We start from the raw sequence: 18559 nt of genomic DNA, 5'->3' as shown, positions 1-18559 counted from the left end.
CGTCAGGGGTGCTCGGGGCGCAGGGGAGATTCGACGTCCTTCAAGCGGGACAGGCGCTCAGCGAGACGCTGACCTTGCTCTCGGATCTCTTCCGAATAGAACTCCTTGGCGACGTCATACCCGAACATGGCTCCTGTCTCAGTGAGTCTGACTTCGTCGTCGTCCGATTCGATGAGTCCACGCTCCTCCAGATCCTCCAGGATCTCGGGAAACACCTCGCGGGGGTTGCGGCCGGCTTCGTCCTCGGCCCGGAACAGATCGTTCTTCGTACGAAGCAGCCGCAGTCCCATCACCAACGCGCCACGTAGTCGCTCGTCTTGGCTGGCACGGACTCCGGTGTTGCAAGCAGGTCCTTGGCCAGCCAGCGACGCGTAACGCTTCAGCTCAGCCACATTTACGTACACGTACCCGTTGATGGAGCCAACAGCGCCCGCTCCCAGCCCGATTAGATCGCCGAGCTCTTGGAAATGGATCTCGGAATGCCGGTAACGATTGCCGGGTCGGGCGAAGTCTGGGACCGAGCGCTGGTAGTAGCCGGCGTTCTCAAGAGCTTCTTTGGCAACTAGTGCGAGCTCGACTTCACGCCGTGTGGACCCCACAGTGGATAGCAACCCCGCGTTGATATCGCGAGAGAGCTTGGTACCCGGGACAACGGCCAACGGGAATAAGGTCACCTGCCCGACGCCGAGTTCCGAACTCCGGCGAACGTCCTCGCGCAGGACTTCGTCGCTCTGACCAGGCAGGTTGTACATCAGATCGATGCTGACGTTGTCAATGCCAGCGCGCTGCGCATCTTGAATGGCAGCGATGGACTTGGTCGCGTCCTGCGCCACGTCAATGTCCCGGCTCAAGTCGGCGTCAAGCGTCTGAACGCCGAAACTGATCCGATTGACACCGGATTGAGCCACCGCTTTCAGCTTGTCCGAGTCCACCGTAATCGGGCTCGACTCGAGCGTGATCTCGATGTCCGAGGCTGTGCGATGGTGAGTGCGCACGGCGTCCAACGCAAGGTCTACTTGGCGAGGAGTGAGGATGCTTCCCGTACCGCCGCCGAAGTAGATGGACCCAACTTCCCCGCCGGAGCGCAGCATCTCGGTGTCCCCGTAGAACTTGATCTCACGTACAAGGTCCTGGACGTAGGACTCGATACGGCCCTCGTCTGCCGAGTACTTCACAAACGGGCAGAAGCCACACAGGTGCTCACAGAAGGGGATGTGGATGTACATTGCGCGAGGCCTCAGGTTCGTGGCGCTGGAATCCAGCCCCATGTCAGTCAGACTCTGCTCCTGATCGACCAGCTTGTCGGTCGGCATTGGATAGCAGATGACGGGGCGCTTGTCGCGCGAGGGGTAGGGAAGATGGACCAGGTCAATCATTATTAATTCCTCACCAAGACGGCATTGTCAGGCACTGACGCACCCGAATTACGCAGGCTATCCAGAGCGAACGTCGGCTTTACTTGAATCTCCGGATACTGTCTTATAAATTTCTCAATTAGATCGGCGATGTCAGCGCACTCTTGACGGCCCAAGGCCTTCGATAGCGAAAATATCGGACGCAGAACCTCATCGTCATTCGGCTTCAATTCTGGGTAATCAAGAATCAGATTCCGCCACAGAGGTGTCTTCGGGTAGAGCCGGATCCCAAACGCGATAGTTAACACATTTGGCTCAGCTCTCGCCATTACATCGAGAGTCTCACGTACAGAATTCACCGTTTCTCCAGGCCCGCCCAAAAGCAGTGATTGAATGACATGGATCCCAGCTCTGCGAACCGCAAGAGAACTGCTAACAATCTGATCTGGCGAAAAGATCTTTCCCATATTTCTCAGCATTCCGTCAGTGCCAGCATCCGATCCGAAGTTGAGGATGCTGCAACCCGACTTCCGCATCAGGTTGGCCTCAACATCACCGAGACCTACGGGGTACCCATATGCCATCCAGTCGATTGCCATTTCCCGAGCGATGAGCTCTCGACAGATGCTCATCGCGTGAGTCCGGGGAATGTTGAACACGCTGTCGGTAAAGAAGATCCTGTCCACGCCAAGGCGATCGTGGATGAGTGCGATCTCGTCCACCACTGCTCGCGGATCCCGCAGCCGAAAGCGATTCCCCTCGACATCAGGCACGCCGCAGTACACACAGTGCAGGGGGCAACCGCGCTTGGTTTGAACGCCGTAGCCTGGGTGAATCTCGCGGCGAGCGAAATACTGCGGGTCAGGAGAGAAACAGGTTGGCACGTGTGCTGCCGCGGCGCGCCCCTCGAAGTGCCTTCGCCCCTGGCTCACGATCGTGCCGGCGATGACCTGTTCTCGTGTCTTCCCGGCCTCTAGCATCTCGGCTATGTCGACGATGCTCTGCTCTCCTTCGCCTGTGATGCCAAGATCGGCGCTGCTTACAGAGTTCATGAACTCTTGCGGAAGGAGGGAGAAGGCTGCGCCTCCTAGGACGATTACCGCGTTGGGGCACTCGCACCGCAGTGTGTCGGCCACGTGCCGAGCGAGGTCAAGCATCGAGTTATATCGAAGCAGGGTCTCATTGTCGACGTTTCGTATCGATATTCCAATCAGCTGCGGCTGGCGCGAGCGGGCAGCTTCCAGGACGCGATCCGTGATCAAACCGTCTTCAACGAAGCACAAGTCCAACAGCTGAGTGGGATGGCCGTTTTCTTCCAATGCCTGCTGCAGGTAACCGACGCCAACTGGCACAACGGGACTCGGCCGCCGCGCCCGGTTCAGGGAGATCAGCAAGCCGGTGGTCATGGTGTCGCCGTCCCCAAAACGCCTTGAGAGACGAGCGCGACTGCCCTGCACCAGGCGGCGCCCGACGCGTTCAACTTGATCGGAAGCGCCAGAAAAGTGAAGGGCTGCCCCGAGGGCAGCTGGTCGAGATTGGCCAAGCGCTCAACCTGTTGGAAGGGATGTTCACGTCCGGCCAAGTGGCAGGGCCACATGACGGAGCGATCTCCGGTGGCAAGAAACTCACGAATCATCACGGCGCTGGGCCGGTCGAGGCTGGCACCATCTGTCCCGATGACTTCGACACCTGCGTCGAGTAGGACCTGGAGCGCGCCTCGGGTGAGGCCAGCATGCTCGGTGAAGTACCCGGGGCCTTCATCTGGCGCATGTCGCGGATCGGTCTCGATGAGCGCGATCCGTGGCAGGCCGTCGCCATGAGAACACACGGCAGCCGCCATAGCCCCCGCCGTGATGCGATCATCGTCCGCGCGGGGCCGCAACACAACCGCTGGTCCCATCAGGCCTTCCAGCGGAAGGTCGGCGACTTGAGTGCCGTTCGCCGAGCCGTAGTGAAAGGGAGCGTCCACGTGGGTCCCAAAGTGGGTGCTGATGGTGAACCACTCATTAGTCAGGAAACGCCCATCGGGAAAGGCATCTCGCGAGATGCTCCAAGGGGACTCGCGTCCCCGGAGCCTCACCTCTTCCGGAACCAGCGGACTGTTGAAGTAGTTCTTCTCTAGTTGCTCGGGCCCCTTCTCCGGGAGCCAGTTCTCTCGTCCGCGGAACCCCGGGTCGTTCTCAGCAGCTGGCACCGACTGACTGAGGTCAATCACGGCCACCTCGACACCCAGTAGCCTGACCATCTCAAAGAACCTCGTGACCGAGATCTGGGCGAGGCGCCAACGGCGCCATGAACAAGGCCAAGTGGCACGTCTCATCAGTCGCCATCACTGCGTGCGCAACTCCCCTGGGCACGAGCACGCCCGCGCCTTCCCCCACCTCGAAACTCTCCTCACCCAACGTGATGGTCGCTGTTCCCGACGTCACCAGCAGGTGCTCTTCGGAGAAGTCGTGCTTGTGCCGCGGGATGCCCTGTCCCGGATCCAGCCTCAGCAGACCACTCGCGGAGGTGGAACTGCCCCGGCTGGGTGGGGTAATGAGCATGGTCAGGCAGTCGCCAAAGACAGGCGACTTGTGTCCTTGGTCCCAGTTGATGGGCTCGCGACGCAGCTGTTCGATACCTTGCGCCACGCTTCGCATCTGCTCACGAGTCCCCTGATTCAGGAAGGCCACTGCATCCAGTTCGCTGAACGGAGCCTCGGGACTCACAACAAAGTCTTGGCGCCACGTCATGATCGTGCGGTCAAAATCCAAGGATTCATAGCGCCACAGCAACACCATCTGATCAAAGGGGCCATCCTCGCTGATTCGGCGGGCTCTGACCGAGTTCGAGGCTATGTCGGACTCTCGCCGCGACACCCATGAGTAGCGCTCGCCAGACTCGTTCGGGACGGTCGTCAGTCGAAAGGTAACCCCGACGGCATCCCGCTCAAGTACCTCGACTGATTCGTACTCGGTGAACAGTTGCGGCCAGCGTTCGACGTCGTTCGCCACCCTCCACACGAACGGAAGAGATGCCTCAACGATAATGGAGTTTTCAACGAATGCCGCCATGTCGCCCGCCGATCGATCGCTCTACCTGTTAGTTGAAACTGTATGCAGGTTTCGGGTTACCGGGGGATAAGTACACTGTTAATTAGTCACGAATTCACTTTCGAAATCGTGCGTTCACTTCGACGTGCGTCACCCTCCTTTCACCAAGTACAGCAGTTGACCGTGGAATGCCGAATTACCCAAGTCGCGATATTCGATCACACTTGCCGCAATTGTCGGCAGATCAGCTGCGCATCGCGTCCACACTTCCGCGAGCTTCAGGGAGACTTAGACAGAGTGTCTCTAAACGTTTACTCCGCAGCGTCTCATACTGAATCTTGAGCGTCTCGGAGTTGGGCCACTCCAGCGTCCGCACAATCACAAGCCCATCGAAACTGGTCAGCGCTTCAAGCAAAGTGTTGAGATCCGTTAAAACTACCGATAGATCCATAAGTTAGATGTTCTGGTTCACGGGTCAATTAGTGCGATATGAAGCTTTCATAAGGCTTGGAGTAGACATCGTCGCAACGTTCCCAGAAACCGCGTAAGCCGTAATAACTCCCTGGGGTCTAACGCCCGTCCCATGCAGCGGACCGCCGTTGTAGATAACGCGAAACTTCTCTTTACACCGGCTGTCGAACAGTGCGAAGATCTGAATTCCACCGTCCTGCCGCAGGTCCTTCACGCTTTCGCCCTGAGAAATAGTGGCTCATCCGAATCTAGGGTGTAGTCGGGGTCTGAACCCGCCGGTCTCGAGCAGGGATCTGGCGATGTAGTTGGTCAGGTTGCCGAACCCCGGTGCCGAGCCGGGCAGGTGCTCGAGCCTGCCGTTGATCGCCTCGGTGGGCCCGTTGGAGGTGCTGGGCCGGTCGAAGTAGGCCAGGACGTCGGCGGCGCGCTTCTTCAGGGTTCTGCCGAGCTTGGTGATCTCGGCCAGGGCCTTGGGGACGCCGGTGCTGATCGAGTCGATGAGCCGGGCCATCAGCTCGGGCCGTGGCGCCGGTTCTCGTGGCGGTAGGCGGCGATCATGGGCTGGTAGACGCTCCGTGACCTCGACCTCGACGTGGGCGTCGTCGGCGAACAGGGTGTCCAGTCGGTCCTTGTGCGTGTCGTTGAGCAGGTCGGCGCCGGTCGACAGGGTCCGGCGGGCGGCATAGAGCGGGTCGCCCTTGCGGCCGCGGTGCCCACAGATGGCCTGCTGAACTCGCCGTCGGCACTCATCGAGCGCCTCGCCAGCCAGGCGCGTGACGTGGAAGGGATCTAGCACGCTCACCACGTCGGGCAGTTCCTCGACGGCGGCGGTCTTGAACCCGGTGAAGCCGTCCATCGCGACCACTTCCACGCCGTCGCGCCACTGCTGCGGGCGGTCGGCCAGCCAGGTCTTGAACGCCTGCTTGGAGCGTTTTTCGACCATGTCCAGCAGCCGGGCGGGGCCGGTGTCATCTCGTGCTGGGGTGAGGTCGATGATCATGGTGACGTACCTGTCGCCGCGACGGGTGTGGCGCCACACGTGCTCATCGACCCCGACGACCTTCACCCCCTCGAAGCGGTGCTCCTGGTCGATCAGTACCCGCTTGCCCTCGGCCAGAACGGCATCGTTGGCGGTGTCCCAGGCCACCGCGAGCCCCTCGGCGACCCGAGCCACGCTCAAGTGCTGGACCACGATCTTTTCCAGCGCCCACCGCAGAGCGCGCCGAGACAACGTGGCCCGCGGCTCGGCCGCGGCGGTGGTGTCCTGGCGCCACACATACCCGCAGCCGCTGCAGCGGTAACGGCGCACGACGACCTCCAGCGTCGTGGGCTGCCAGCCCAGTGGTTCGTGGGCAAGCCGTCGGACCACGGTGTCACGTGGTCTTTCTTCGCAGCCGCAGCGCCGGCACCACTAGTCGGGCTGGACCACCTGGCAGGCCAATACGGCACGATCCGGCTCGAGTCGCTGCCCGGTGACAACGAGGCCGAGTTCGTCGAGGCGGCAGAAGACAGTCAGGTCGGGGCTGGCCAACGCATCAGCGCGCCCGCCGACGGTAGCGTCATGCACGTCGAGGTCTTTCGGGCTGAGTGTGTAAGAGCTCTCATCCTCAGGGACCTCGACCTCTATCCGGCCACCGACGCGCCGGCCCGCCGCGCGACATGCGCTACACCCTCATCTGGGAAGAGCCCCTGAACCTGGCCTACATCAAAGTGTCCGCCTGAACCCACAAGGAATGCCGGCCCATGGATTCCCAGGAGTCTACTTACTAACGATCGCCTTAGTAATCGGGCAGGCCACCCGCGTCGGGCGAGGTGGCGAATCCTTGCCAGTTGGAGTCCACGAGGTTGATGGCGCGGCGCAGGAACTGCCCTGGCTGGAGGACCACCAAGTCCTGCAGGTGGTCGGGTTGGCCGGTGGTGAGCAGCCCGCCGCGATCGATGTACAGGCAGGTGTACAGGTCACCGGCGGTGGAGGTCACGATGCAGGGATGCCCGGGAACGAACGCACCGCGGTCCGTGTCGTGCTGATGCAGCAGTTGGAGGGAGTGCCGGGGCGGGGGAGTGCGTGGGCTATGCGCGGGTGTCGTCGGACAGCCAGAACCTCGCGTGACAGGATGCTGCATTGCGTGAGGCCGGCGTCTCGCGCTCGTTCGTCGACGTGGCGAGCGGGAAGGACACCGACCGGCCGCAGCTCCCGGAGATAGTGCGCTACGTGCGGGCCGGTGACGAACTGGTGGTGCCCAGCTTCGACCAGCTGGCGCGGTCGTTACCGGACCTGTTGGCCTTGGTGGAGCAGATCACCGGGAAGGGCTGCACGATCCGGTTCCTGAGCCCGCCGTTGACGTTTACCGGTGGCGACGACTGGTGGGCCGGTTTGAGGCTCGTGCTCCTGGGTGCTGTGGCGAGTTTCGAGCGCGACATTCTGCTACGGCGCCAGCGCGAGGGCATCGGCTAGGCGAGGCAGCGTAAGACGTACAAGGGCCGCACGCCGACCGACCCGGCAAAGCTCGACAAGGCGCGTGAGCTGGTGGGGGCAGGGGTGCCGGTACCTGCTATGGCTCGGCAGCGCGGGGTCTCCCGGTCGGTGCTCACGCGCGCTGGTATCCGGAGCAACAAGAACGGCATACAGCAGCTGTTGATGGATGCGTGAACGACGCCGAGACGCCGAGACTTCCCCGACCTTCGAACCGCCCTTGCGGTCTCTTGCTCTCCCGGGGACAGCCAGCCTTCGAGCGCAACTGCGGTGTCCGACAGAAGCCTTCAGCAGGAATCCGGTCGAGGCGCAACGCGCGTTCGAGCACGCCCATGAGACGGGCGAGGTAGCGGTGTCGGACCGGGTGGTGCCGCGCAACTCGTCCGTGCGAAGGCCTTGATCGGCTCGGGGTTCTTGTTCTTCTCGCGGCCGCCACCGAGGCTGAGTTCATCTACCAACTCATGGCATCGAAACCGAAGATTGGGTTGGAAGTTGCGAATGCATCCCGTGCGGCCTCCACGTGGCTACGCGGGCCGGGTCTGACGAATGCAACGGGCCAGTCCTCGCCGGTTCTCCGCTGAGGAGAAGACAGAGTTCCTCCGATGGTTGGCCTATCCACAACAAGCCGCGGCGTCGAGGGTGAGCGCGCCGATGCTGTGCCTGCGCGGTGGCCAAGTGCCGCGACCGGTGCTGTTCGTGCTGGACGAAGCCGCGAACATCGGCCGGTGGCCCGAGCTGCCGCGGTGCTCTGCGACCTCGTCGCGGAGTTTCAGATGCGCTACCCGGTCGCATGGCTCCTGACCACCACACCCTTACCCGATGCGTGGAGGTCTACCCCGACCACGTCGACCTTGACCGTCCGCCGAGCTCCCCGTTCATCGAGCAGTACGTCGTGGACCTCGCCAGGACGATGGTCCAGCAGGGCAACCCCGCCAAAAGGCAGACCTAGCCCGACTGCCCTCAGCTACGAACACTGGTCAACATCCAGTCGGTCAAGATCACGCTGCTCATCTTCTCCAGATGCCCGGCCATGGAAGCGTCAGTGGATTTGAGAGAGATGCTGTTGGCGACGAGTCCTCGATCCTGATCCCGTCAACAATGATGGGAGAACCGTCTACTTCTGTGCGGTCGGTTCTGTTCCTTGCTGCTGACGGATCTCGGCCTGCCGGAGGGTGCGGGTCAGCCTGTCTGCACGTTCCTTGTTCCGATGGACCGAGGTCATCTGATAGTGCATGGCCATGGCGGCCGTGGTGTGGCCGAGCATCCGCATGAGCTCGGCGGTGGTGGCCCCGCCCTGAGCGGCCAGGGTCGCGGCCGTGCGCCGCAGATCATGAACGGTGAGTTCCGGTCGGCCGATGGCCAGGCACCCCTTGTGGCGGGCCTGCCACAGCACCGACGAGGCCATCGGGTGGGACCCGTCGCGGGCGGGGAACACCAGGGCGTCCCTGCCACGCACGGGAAGGGCTGCCAACCAGACTCGCATCGGGTCGATGAGCTGAGAAGGCATGGCCACGATCCGGAAGCCGGCATCGGTCTTGGCGTCGCCGTACTGCCAGTCCAAGTGGTGATCGGCGACCCTGACCCTGTTGACGGCCTGCTCGACGTGAAAGACCTTGGCCCTGAGGTCCACGTCGCGACGGCGTAGGCCCCGGACTTCTCCGGAACGCAGTCCGCACCAGGCGGCCACCATGAGCGCCACCCGGTAGTGCTGGGGAACCGCCAGCATGTATGCCAGGGTCTGGTCGGCGCTGAGAGCCTCCATCGTGGCGGCTGAGTGCCGGGGCCTGGGCTTGCTCGCTCCCTTGAGATGGCACGGAGAGACCTCAATGAGCTCGTCGTCGAGGGCCTCCTTCATCACCGAGCTCAGCAGCTGGTAAGCCCTGGCGTTGGTTGTCGGCGTGCTGGGCAGCTGGTCCCACCACCGCACGACGTCGGCCCGACTCACGTGGTCGAGTTTCCTGCGGCCGAGATCGGTGCCAGTGATCCTCAGCCTGGCGTCCTTGCGGTAGAGGTCGACGGTGGTGGGAGACACCGGACGGTGGGGTCTGCTGCGCCGTCGCTCGATGACGACGTCGATCCACTGCTCGACGGTGACCATGGCGTCCTCGCGGGCGGCCTGGGCGATCTGCTCGGCCTGACGCACGGCCGGAGGGGTCCACCGGCCGTCACTGATGAGCCGGCGTTCGTCGGCGAGCCAACCCTGGGCGTAGCCCCCGTCGACAAACGTCGAGGAGGCCGTGTGCCGCTGACCGTCGGGGCCGACGTAGCTGGCCTGCATGTTCCCGCCGGGCAACCGACGCAGATAGCCGAAGCTCCTCCGCCTGCCGGATCTTCTGGCCATGGTTCCTTCCCACGTGTCCGAGGGGCCCCGGTCCGGGTTTCGTGCTGTCGTGCGATCTACGTGCGATAAGAAACCGTGGATCTGCCCGTTTCCACCCCGTTTTGCTGATTTGGCCCTGAGACGCCAAATGGTCGGTGACTAGGAGCTTCACCTAGTCACCGACCATTTGATCGCTGTGCGCGAGAGAGGAGTTGAACCTCCACGTCCCAAGGGACACTGGCACCTGAAGCCAGCGCGTCTGCCATTCCGCCACTCGCGCATCGGGTCCGTCTGGCGGACCCAACTCGGAGACGGTAGCACGGATTGGGAATCGAAGTGAAATCGAGACTGTCCCGCTGCGTCATGACGGGGCCGCCGGGGCGTCGCCTGCGTACCGAGTAGCCTTGCCCCGTGCTGTCCTTCCTCGCCGCGGCCTTCGCCTTGGGCATCGCCGGTTTCGACCCCCTGGGGTCCTTCGTGCTGTTGGCAGCCCTCGGTCTGGGCGTCAGACGTCGCGGCGTCGTCATGGTGTTGCTCACCTCGGTGGGAACCTCCGCCATCTTCGGGGTTGCTGGAGTGCTCGGTCTGGGAGCCTTGCTCGCCCGGCTGGGAATTCATGGACTACATGTTCCGCACCTGGTCTGGGTGTGGTTGGTGGCGATCCTTGGCGTGGCCTTCCTGGGTTGGGCGGCATGGCGACTGCGTCCCGGGGCGGCGACGAAGGAACTGGACGAGGACACCTCAGCTGCACCGCGTTCGACGGCGCCCGGGGCTCTGGCCGTCAGCGGACTCCTGGTGGGCTTGTCCTCGCTCATCGACCCGGCATTTTGGGCGATGCTCGTCCATGCCGCGCACCTTCCGCATGTCAGCTGGGCCGTCGCCGAGTCCCTCATCTGGGTTGTCTGCAGTCACAGCCTGCTCATCGTCCTCGTCATCGCCTACCTCATCGGTGGGCCTGACCGCGTCACCCGAGTGGTGACGAGCATCCGTGAGGACCACGCCGTCGCGCTTCATCGCGGTATCTCAGCGATGCTCGCTGCGTTTGGAGGCCTTCTGCTGGCCGACGTCATCGGCGTGCTGACTACTGGGCAGTGGTTCTTCGAGCTGTGAGGTCTCAGTGCCAGCGGTGATGACGCTGACGACGTCGTCCGGCTCGTCCCAGGAACCAGCCCAGTGCCAGACCGAGCACTCCGGCACCGACCGCAACTGCGATCTGCAACGGGCCCCATTCGCGAGTCGCGACCGTCACCGTCTGTCCATGGGGGATGGGAACACCCTTGGCCTCGGCGGCTCCCACGGCATTCGCGCGCTGGGCAATGCGATTCAGGGAAGCCTCCAGGACGCTTCGGGTGTACCCCATGTGGACGGGACGGCCTTGGTTGAGCTCGTCCTGCCAGGTTGACTGCAGGGTGAGGATGCGCGTCAGGGCTGGCGCGGTGTCGCAGACCGGATCACCCTTCAAGCACACTGAATAGGTTTCCGGGTAGGCCTCGGGAGGGATCGCCGCCCCGGCCTTGACCATGTCAGCGTCCAGAGATTTCTGATCAAGGGATTCCTGACTCAGACTGAGGGTGGCCTTGATGATGGCCCGCATCTGGGCGTCACGGTTGGCCCCGGGGGTCGCATGTGCGCGCTCTCGCAAGTAGTAGAGGATGGCAGCCATTCCCATGGCTGACCGGTCGGCATCTCCACTGAGTTCCTGGACGTTCTGCCCTGGGTAGTGGTCTGGGTTCCCGGCCAGGATGGCACCTGCCAGGCGCTGAGGGGTGTCGGTCTGGGCGAGGGCCTGGGTGATGGCCTGGGAGCCTTGGGAAAAACCGGCGAGGATGACCCACTCCTTGGGGCACTGCTTCTTCTCGGCGTTGAGGAGGGCGGTGAGTTTCTTGGCTCCCAGAGCCGCAGAGTCGAAGTACTCCGTCGACGGCATGGTTGCGTCGAAGAGGAGACTGCTCATCGATGCCTGTTGCAGGGTGTGAGGGTCAGCCGCAGGGTAGTCCAGGTAGACCTGACGGACAGTTCCCTTGCCCTTCCACTTCTGGGCCACAGCGTCACGGATCGACGTGATGGTCTCGCCATAGGGAGGGGTTTCCCCGGAGCCGCGAACGCCGACGAACATCACGGAGGCACACTCCATCTGGGATGCGTGTTCTGAGGACACCGGGTCTGAGCCCCAGCCCATTCCTGCTCCGGGGGTGATGGGTGCGGCAGGTTTGGGAGAGTCCGCGGATCCGCTGGCGTAGCTGGTGCTGGTGGTCGTCGGGGTGGGGGTTGCTGACTCGGCACTGGCGGAAAGCGGCATCGATACCAGACCGACGGCGACGAGGAGAGTGAGCAATGTCTGCCGAAGCTTCACGACGCCAGTCAAGCAGGCACCGCCGACACGTGGTCGACGGCGCCTGTTCGTGTTTGCTGCCACGAGGTCGGTTGGCAGCCCTGGTCATCGTCAGGACTGCTGGAAGGTTCCGGTGATCGACGCGGAGTCCAGCTCGCTGGTGTGGATGGCGAAGCGGACCTGGACGTTGGCGGCGTCGTCAGGAATGTCGAGATGCTCGCTCGGCATGGCATGGACGGTGTGGATGTAGCGGTGGGCCGGTCCGGGCGGCGGGCAGGCGCCGGAGTAGCCGTCCTCCTGGTAGTCGTTGGTCCACTCGCGCACGCCGGAGGGCAGCGGGCCGCCTTCGTCGAGGGAGGTGACGTCGGCCGCGATGTCGGCGAGGATCCAGTGCCAGAAGCCGGAACCAGTGGGGGCGTCGGGATCGTAGATGGTGATCGCGTAGGACTTGGTGCCCTCCGGGCCGGGTGTCCAGCTCAACTGCGGGCTGACGTTCTTGCCGCCCGCATCGGCGTGGGCGTAGGCCAGGGCGATCGGCTGGCCTTCCTTGATGGACGTGCTGGTGATCTCCATGGGTTGTGTCCTTTCCCTTGGCGTGTGTCCATGATGCCAGCCTGATGCGCGATCCGAAGGGGTGTCACGACCGGTTCCGAACGCGGGGAAGCCCACCCCTGATGACGAGGTGAAGGGGTGAGTGTGCAGATGTGATGAGATGCGTATACCCTTCATCTTGTGCTGGTTCTCATCGCCAGACACCAGATGTAGGGGTTGTATCCACATCTGGTGGCGATGGGAGGAAAGAGGGAATCCGGTGGGAAACCGGAACTGCCCCGCAGCGGTGACAGGGAACGACGGCGACATACGCACTGGCCATCCGGTTGGGAAGCGTCGCTCGGTAGGAACTCGTCTGACGGCGAAACGCCCTGAAGTCCGAAGACCTGCCAGCGCCCGGGTCGGCGACCCGGTACGACTACGGGCGCGCGGGACGACCCGGGGCGAACCTGCTCCACCCGTGCGCTGCTTCGAGGAGAGAGCATGTCGACCACCCTTCATTCGGTGTCCATCAGCCAGCAGCGAGCAGTACCAGCATCCATCCGCAAGAGGGACGGACGGGTCATCGGATTCGACTCGACGAAGATCGTCGAGGCCGTCCGCAAGGCCTTCGTCGCCTGTGGCATCGACGCCCCCGAACTCCTGGCCTCCGAGGTCGCCCTCGAGGTGCTCTCCCGACTGAGCGAGATGGGTGAGGACACCCCTGACGTCGAGGCCATCCAGGACCTCGTCGAGAAGGCCCTCATGGATCAGGGACATGACGACGTCGCCAAGGCCTACATCCTCTACCGTCAGCGTCGTACCGTCGCCCGCGACCAGCAGTCCGCCCTCATGCGCACCCTGCGCGAGATCACCTTCGCCTCCGCCGAGGAGGCTGACGCTAAGCGGGAGAACGCCAACGTCGACGGCAACTCCGCAATGGGGTCGATGCTGCGCTACGGAACCGAGTCGGCCAAGCAGTTCAACCTGCTCGAGGTGCTCGACCCCACCCATGCCGCCGCCCATCGTGACGGGGACATCCACATCCACGACCTCGACTTCTTCACCCTGACGACCACCTGTTGCCAGATCAACCTCACCGATCTCTTCGAGCACGGCTTCTCCACCGGCCACGGCGTGCTGCGAACCCCGCAATCGATCGGGTCGTACGCGGCCCTGGCCTGCATCGCGATCCAGTCCAACCAGAATGACCAACACGGTGGCCAGGCGGTGCCGAACTTTGACCGAGACATGGCGCCGGGGGTCGCCAAGACCTTCGTCAAGGCCGCCCAAATCGGTCTGACGAGGACTTTCGAGGTTCTCGGTGGTGACGAGGAGCATCTCGACGAGGTGCGCGAGGCGGCCTCCGGGTGGGTGCTGGAGCCGGATGCCGCCGCGCTGGCCCGTGAGAAGGAGCAGCTGGCGGAACTGTTCGCCGGGCTCATTGACGACACCGACCGGGTCGCCGACAGAGTCCGTCGCCAGGCTGTCGAGGAGACGCGTCGTCAGACCTACCAGGCGATGGAGGCCCTCATCGCCAACCTCAACACCATGAATTCGCGAGCCGGGGCGCAGACCCCGTTCTCGTCGATCAATTACGGCACCGACACCAGCCCGGAGGCGCGGATGGTGATGCATTGCCTGCTGGAGGCCACCGAAGCCGGTCTGGGCGGCGGGGAGACCGCGATCTTCCCGATCCAGATCTTCCGGGTGCAGAAGGGTGTCAATCTCGACGACGACGACCCCAACCACGACCTGTTCCGGCTGGCCTGTCGTGTGAGTGCCAAGCGCCTCTTCCCGAACTTCTCCTTCCAGGATGCCCCGTTCAACGCCGAGTACTACGTGCCCGGCCATCCCGAGACCGAGATCGCCTACATGGGCTGCCGCACCCGGGTGATGTCGAACGTCCATGACCCCTCGCAGGCCCAGACCTGGGGACGCGGGAACCTGTCCTTCACCTCGATCAACCTGCCGAGGCTGGCGATCGAGGCCAACCACGACGTCGATGTTTTCTTCACCTCCTTCGACCGGATGATCGACCTCGTCATCGACCAGTTGCTCGACCGGCTCAAGATCCAGTCCCACAAGCTGGTGCGAAACTTCCCCTTCCTCATGGGGCAGGGGGTCTGGATCGGCTCGGAGAACTTGGGGCCTGACGATGCCGTCGCCGAGGTGCTCGAGCACGGGACCCTGTCGGTGGGGTTCATCGGGCTGGCCGAGACTTTGACGGCCTTGGTCGGTGTCCACCACGGTGAGTCGGAGGAGGCCCAGCAGCTCGGCTTGCGGATCGTCGGTCACCTGCGAGAGAGGATGGACGAGGCCGCCGAGCGCACCGGGTTGAACTTCTCGGCCCTGGCCACCCCAGCCGAGGGACTGTCGGGACGATTCGTGCGGATGGACCGTCAGCGTTACGGGTCGATCCCGGGAGTCACCGACCGGGAGTACTACACCAACAGCTTCCACGTGCCGGTCTGGTACCACATCGGTGCTGCGGACAAGATCCGCATTGAGGCTCCTTATCACGCCTTCACCAACGGCGGTCACATCTCGTACGTCGAACTGTCGGGCGATCCGGCACGCAACGTCGACGCCTTCGAGGCCCTCGTGCGGTACATGGCTGCCAGCGGCATCGGGTACGGGTCCATCAACCATCCGGTCGACCGGGATCCTCAGTGCGGCTACACCGGGATCATCGACGACGAGTGTCCCAAGTGCGGCCGTCACGAGGATTCCGGGTCCTTCGACCGGATTCGCCGCATCACCGGCTACCTCGTCGGTGGGCTGGACAGATTCAACGACGCCAAGCGGGCCGAGGTCCGCGACCGCGTCAAGCACGGATGAGACCGGAGCGAGGATGAGGGTTGCCGGGATCGAGCCGGAGTCGATCGTCGATGGTCCCGGCATCCGCTTTACGGTCTTCGCGCAGGGATGCCCGCTGAAGTGTCCCGGATGCCAGAACCCTGGTACCTGGGATCCCTGCGGTGGCCAGGAGATCGACGTCGAGGAGATCATCACCGAGATGAGGTCGTCGGTGTTGGCGTCCGGATTGACGCTCTCGGGCGGTGAGGCGAGTCGTCAACCTGGAGATTGCGCGACGTTGTCCCGTGCTGCCCACGAAATGGGGTGGGACGTCTGGGCATGGTCCGGATTCACCATGGATGCCCTGCTGCGTCAGGCCCGTCACAACCCAGAGCTGGCCGAGATGCTGGACCAGGTGGACGTCCTGGTCGACGGACCTTTCCAGCTGGCACGACGCACCCTCACCCTGCCATGGCGGGGAAGCGGAAACCAGCGGATCATCGACGTCCCTGCGACCCTGCGCGAGGGGCGAGTGGTGGAGTGGGAATCCGTCAGTCCAGCCGGCTGAAGGCCCTTGTCCGAAGTACCAGGTCCTCGGCCTCGTCACACTCGTCGAGGTCGACGGTCGCGGTGATCGACCAGTCGTGGTTGCCGGCAGGGTCGTCGATGATCTGACGAACCAACCAGATCCGGGCGTCGCGGCGTCCCGACTCCTTCTCGATCATGAACAGACCGGGGGCGCGGGCGTCCGGGCCGTCGTTGATCTCGTCGTGCTCGCCCCAGTAGTCGCCCAGGGTGTCCTCCCAGGCATTGGTCGTCATGGCAGAACTGTCGGGCTCGAGGGCTCCCAGGGCCTCGAAGTCGTCGTCTGCGGCCAGGATCACCTTGCGGAACAAGGCATTGCGCACCATGACGGTGAAGGCCCGCTGGTTGGAGGTGAAGGTCCGTACCGGACGGACCTCTTCGGATTCCTCATCGACGGGATGGGTGAGTTCCTCCCACTCGTCGATGAGGGAGGAGTCGGTGGAGCGGACGACCTCGCCCAGCCAGGAGATGACGTCGGCAAGTTCCTCGGTCCGCTCGGACTCGGGGACTGTCTGACGCAGCGCACGGTAGGCGTCGGTCAGATAGCGCAGCACCAGACCCTCGCTGCGTTGCACCTTGTAATGGGCGCAGAACTCGCCGAAGGTCATGGCGCGTTCGTACATGTCGCGCACGACCGACTTGGGCTGCAGGGCGTCGGAGGGAATCCACGGGTGGCTTGGGGCGAAGATCTCGAACAAGGCGTCGAGGGTCTCCTCGAGCGGGCGTGGCCACTCGATCTCCTCGACGGCGGCCATCCGATCCTCGTAGTCGTAGCCGTCCTCCTTCATGCGTGCGATGGCCTCGCCACGCGCGGCATGCTGCTGGGCTATGAGGACGCTCATCGGATTGTCGAGGGTGGCCTCGATGACGCTGACGACGTCGAGGGCGTGAGTAGGGGACTCCGGGTCGAGGGTCGCGACGGCCTCGCTGGCGAAAGCCGACAGCGGCTGGTTGAGGGCGAAGTCATCCTGCAGGGCCTCGTTCATCGCGAATTTGCGGCCACCGGGGGTGGGCTCGTCGAGACGGTGGACGACCTCGGAGCGCAGCAGGGACAGCCCGATCTGCACGGCGCGACGGTAGAGGCGACGCCGCTCGGCGACGGCCGGGGTGGAGGAGTCGACGAGGTGCTGGACCGCCCGAGCGGTGTCCTCGTCACGCTGCAGCAGGTTGAGCAGCATCGCCTCGGTGATCCTCATCCGGGCGTGGAGGGTCTCCGGGGTGGACTCGATGAGTTTGGTGAAGGTTTCCTCGGAGTAGTTGACGAACCCCTCCGGTGGCTTGTGACGCTGCACCTTGCGACGCTTCTTGGGGTCGTCTCCGGCCTTGGCAAGAGCCTTCTCGTTGGCGATGACGTGCTCGGGTGCTTGGGCGACGACGTAGCCGACGGTGTCGAATCCGGCCCGACCCGCGCGACCGGCGATCTGGTGGAACTCACGGGACTTCAGGACTCGGGTGCGTCGACCGTCGAACTTCGTCAGGGAGGTGAACATGACGGTGCGGATCGGCACGTTGATGCCGACCCCGAGGGTGTCGGTGCCACAAATGACCTTGAGCTTGCCCTGTTGGGCGAGGGTTTCGACGAGGCGTCGGTACTTCGGAAGCATCCCGGCGTGGTGGACCCCGATGCCCGAGGTGATGAACTTGCGCACCGTCGAGCCGAATCCCTTGGAGAAGCGGAAGTCGGCGATCTCGGCGGCGATGCCGTGACGCTCCTCGGTGCTCACCAACTTCATCGACGTCATGGACTGGGCGCGTTCCAGAGCCTGCTTCTGGGACGGATGGACGATGTAGACCGGGGCCTTCTGCTCCTCGACGAGCTCCTCGATGGCCTCGTGGTCGGGTTTCATTGACCAGGAGTACTGCAGCGGGACGGGGCGGACGACTCCGGTGATGACGCTGGTGGGGCGTCCGGTGATGGTGGTGAGGCCCTCGGACAGGTCGGTGACGTCACCGAGGGTTGCGCTCATGACGATCTGCTGGGCCTGCGGGAGTTCGGACAGCGGCACCTGCCAGGCCCAGCCCCGGTCGGGGTCGCCGATGAAGTGGAACTCGTCCATGACAACCTGGTCGACGTTGGCATGGCGACCCTCGCGCAGGGCGATGTTGGCAAGGATCTCGGCGGTGCAGCAGATGATGGGGGCATCGGAGTTGACGGAGGCGTCGCCGGTGACCATGCCGACATTGGTGGCTCCGAAGATCTCGCAGAGGCTGAAGAACTTCTCGCTGACGAGGGCTTTGATGGGGGCGGTGTAGTAGGAGCGTCCTCCCGCAGCCACGCAGGCGAAGTGGGCTGCGGTGGCGATGAGGGATTTCCCGGACCCGGTCGGGGTAGTGACGATGACGTGGTTGCCCGACAGGATCTCGAGGATCGCCTCCTCCTGGTGCTCGTACATGGAGATGCCGTCCCGGGCGACGGCTCGCTCGATGTGGTCCAAGGCCATGTCGGCGTCGAGAGGACGGGCACCGGGGGAGTCCCAGCCCGGTTGGCGCTCCCCGCGGTCGGTGGTGACCGGGGCACGACCGTCGACCATGTCGTCAAGGGCTTCGGCCAGGTGCACGGTGTCTCCTCGTATCGGGGCGGCCAGAACGGTTTCCAATGTAGTGGTGGGCTCGGACGTGACCGGTGTTGGTCGTGTTCGCCCGTGGTTGATTGGCTAT

General features: G+C 63.7%; 16 protein-coding genes, 1 tRNA gene, 1 pseudogene and 1 riboswitch. Of the genes and pseudogenes, 6 read left to right on the top strand and 12 right to left on the bottom strand.

Annotated features, from left to right (window positions below):
- Nucleotides 1-2 precede the first annotated feature (2 nt).
- The 7 genes and pseudogenes from hemW to ACP8LP_RS10955 all read right to left on the bottom strand — a co-directional run bounded on the left by hemW (nt 3) and on the right by ACP8LP_RS10955 (nt 6840).
- Entirely contained in the window at nt 3-1376 is a 1374-nt protein-coding gene (gene hemW, locus ACP8LP_RS10985) for a radical SAM family heme chaperone HemW (RefSeq protein WP_316087843.1), read from the bottom strand.
- Nucleotides 1377-1378: 2 nt separating this feature from the next.
- Complete coding sequence (locus tag ACP8LP_RS10980) at nt 1379-2761, bottom strand: B12-binding domain-containing radical SAM protein (RefSeq protein WP_316087844.1); 1383 nt, start codon at nt 2759-2761, stop codon at nt 1379-1381.
- Nucleotides 2758-3570, bottom strand: a complete 813-nt coding sequence (locus tag ACP8LP_RS10975; RefSeq protein WP_334355106.1) for a cyclase family protein — start codon at nt 3568-3570, stop codon at nt 2758-2760. The genes ACP8LP_RS10980 and ACP8LP_RS10975 overlap by 4 nt, the downstream gene beginning before the upstream one ends.
- Nucleotides 3571-3601: 31 nt before the next feature.
- Entirely contained in the window at nt 3602-4411 is an 810-nt protein-coding gene (locus tag ACP8LP_RS10970) for an SRPBCC family protein (RefSeq protein WP_316087846.1), read from the bottom strand.
- 688 nt (nt 4412-5099) lie between these two features.
- Nucleotides 5100-6260, bottom strand: a pseudogene (locus ACP8LP_RS10965) (ISL3 family transposase); the annotation flags it as partial.
- Nucleotides 6261-6272: 12 nt separating this feature from the next.
- Nucleotides 6273-6428, bottom strand: a complete 156-nt coding sequence (locus ACP8LP_RS10960) for a hypothetical protein (protein WP_462581637.1) — start codon at nt 6426-6428, stop codon at nt 6273-6275.
- Nucleotides 6429-6639: 211 nt separating this feature from the next.
- Nucleotides 6640-6840 (bottom strand): hypothetical protein, encoded by a 201-nt coding sequence (locus tag ACP8LP_RS10955; RefSeq protein ID WP_252909484.1) that lies wholly within the window; start codon nt 6838-6840, stop codon nt 6640-6642.
- Between the two features lie 143 nt (nt 6841-6983).
- On the opposite strand from ACP8LP_RS10955, the gene ACP8LP_RS10950 reads away from it, so the two are divergent.
- From ACP8LP_RS10950 to ACP8LP_RS10940, 3 genes are all read left to right on the top strand, one after another.
- Nucleotides 6984-7316, top strand: a complete 333-nt coding sequence (locus ACP8LP_RS10950) for a recombinase family protein (protein ID WP_252909483.1) — start codon at nt 6984-6986, stop codon at nt 7314-7316.
- Between the two features lie 564 nt (nt 7317-7880).
- The gene (locus tag ACP8LP_RS10945; RefSeq protein ID WP_484483169.1) at nt 7881-8135 is read left to right on the top strand and encodes a type IV secretory system conjugative DNA transfer family protein; all 255 of its coding nucleotides are present in this window, start codon (nt 7881-7883) and stop codon (nt 8133-8135) included.
- A gap of 22 nt (nt 8136-8157) precedes the next feature.
- On the top strand, nt 8158-8283 hold the full coding sequence (locus ACP8LP_RS10940) for a hypothetical protein (RefSeq protein WP_484483168.1): 126 nt from the start codon (nt 8158-8160) through the stop codon (nt 8281-8283).
- A 165-nt stretch (nt 8284-8448) separates the two neighbouring features.
- Here the strand turns inward: ACP8LP_RS10940 and ACP8LP_RS10935 are convergent, their stop codons facing one another.
- Both ACP8LP_RS10935 and ACP8LP_RS10930 read right to left on the bottom strand, forming a co-directional pair.
- Complete coding sequence (locus ACP8LP_RS10935; protein ID WP_484483167.1) at nt 8449-9675, bottom strand: tyrosine-type recombinase/integrase; 1227 nt, start codon at nt 9673-9675, stop codon at nt 8449-8451.
- Nucleotides 9676-9851: 176 nt separating this feature from the next.
- Nucleotides 9852-9934, bottom strand: a tRNA-Leu gene (locus ACP8LP_RS10930).
- Nucleotides 9935-10065: 131 nt separating this feature from the next.
- Here ACP8LP_RS10930 and ACP8LP_RS10925 point away from each other — a divergent pair.
- On the top strand, nt 10066-10764 hold the full coding sequence (locus tag ACP8LP_RS10925) for a hypothetical protein (protein WP_016666328.1): 699 nt from the start codon (nt 10066-10068) through the stop codon (nt 10762-10764).
- A gap of 4 nt (nt 10765-10768) precedes the next feature.
- Here the strand turns inward: ACP8LP_RS10925 and ACP8LP_RS10920 are convergent, their stop codons facing one another.
- Together ACP8LP_RS10920 and ACP8LP_RS10915 are read right to left on the bottom strand one after the other, a co-directional pair.
- Complete coding sequence (locus ACP8LP_RS10920; RefSeq protein ID WP_171048671.1) at nt 10769-11833, bottom strand: cutinase family protein; 1065 nt, start codon at nt 11831-11833, stop codon at nt 10769-10771.
- Between the two features lie 264 nt (nt 11834-12097).
- Nucleotides 12098-12559, bottom strand: coding sequence for a YbhB/YbcL family Raf kinase inhibitor-like protein (locus tag ACP8LP_RS10915; RefSeq protein WP_016666326.1), 462 nt, complete (start codon nt 12557-12559; stop codon nt 12098-12100).
- A 194-nt stretch (nt 12560-12753) separates the two neighbouring features.
- A riboswitch (cobalamin riboswitch) is annotated at nt 12754-12946 on the top strand.
- 75 nt (nt 12947-13021) lie between these two features.
- Here ACP8LP_RS10915 and ACP8LP_RS10910 point away from each other — a divergent pair.
- Both ACP8LP_RS10910 and nrdG read left to right on the top strand, forming a co-directional pair.
- Nucleotides 13022-15358, top strand: coding sequence for an anaerobic ribonucleoside triphosphate reductase (locus ACP8LP_RS10910; protein ID WP_484483166.1), 2337 nt, complete (start codon nt 13022-13024; stop codon nt 15356-15358).
- 13 nt (nt 15359-15371) lie between these two features.
- The gene (gene nrdG / locus ACP8LP_RS10905; RefSeq protein ID WP_221268418.1) at nt 15372-15884 is read left to right on the top strand and encodes an anaerobic ribonucleoside-triphosphate reductase activating protein; all 513 of its coding nucleotides are present in this window, start codon (nt 15372-15374) and stop codon (nt 15882-15884) included.
- Here nrdG and ACP8LP_RS10900 read toward each other — a convergent pair.
- Nucleotides 15868-18459 carry a DEAD/DEAH box helicase gene (locus ACP8LP_RS10900; protein WP_484483165.1) on the bottom strand — a complete coding sequence of 864 codons (2592 nt, stop codon included), beginning with the start codon at nt 18457-18459 and terminating at the stop codon, nt 15868-15870. The two genes, nrdG and ACP8LP_RS10900, sit on opposite strands and share 17 nt — an antisense overlap.
- Nucleotides 18460-18559 lie beyond the last annotated feature (100 nt).

Source organism: Cutibacterium sp. LaCa_89, from assembly GCF_058177555.1.
Note: the sequence above shows the minus strand (reverse complement) of the source record. Positions and strands in the feature narration are given on the sequence as shown.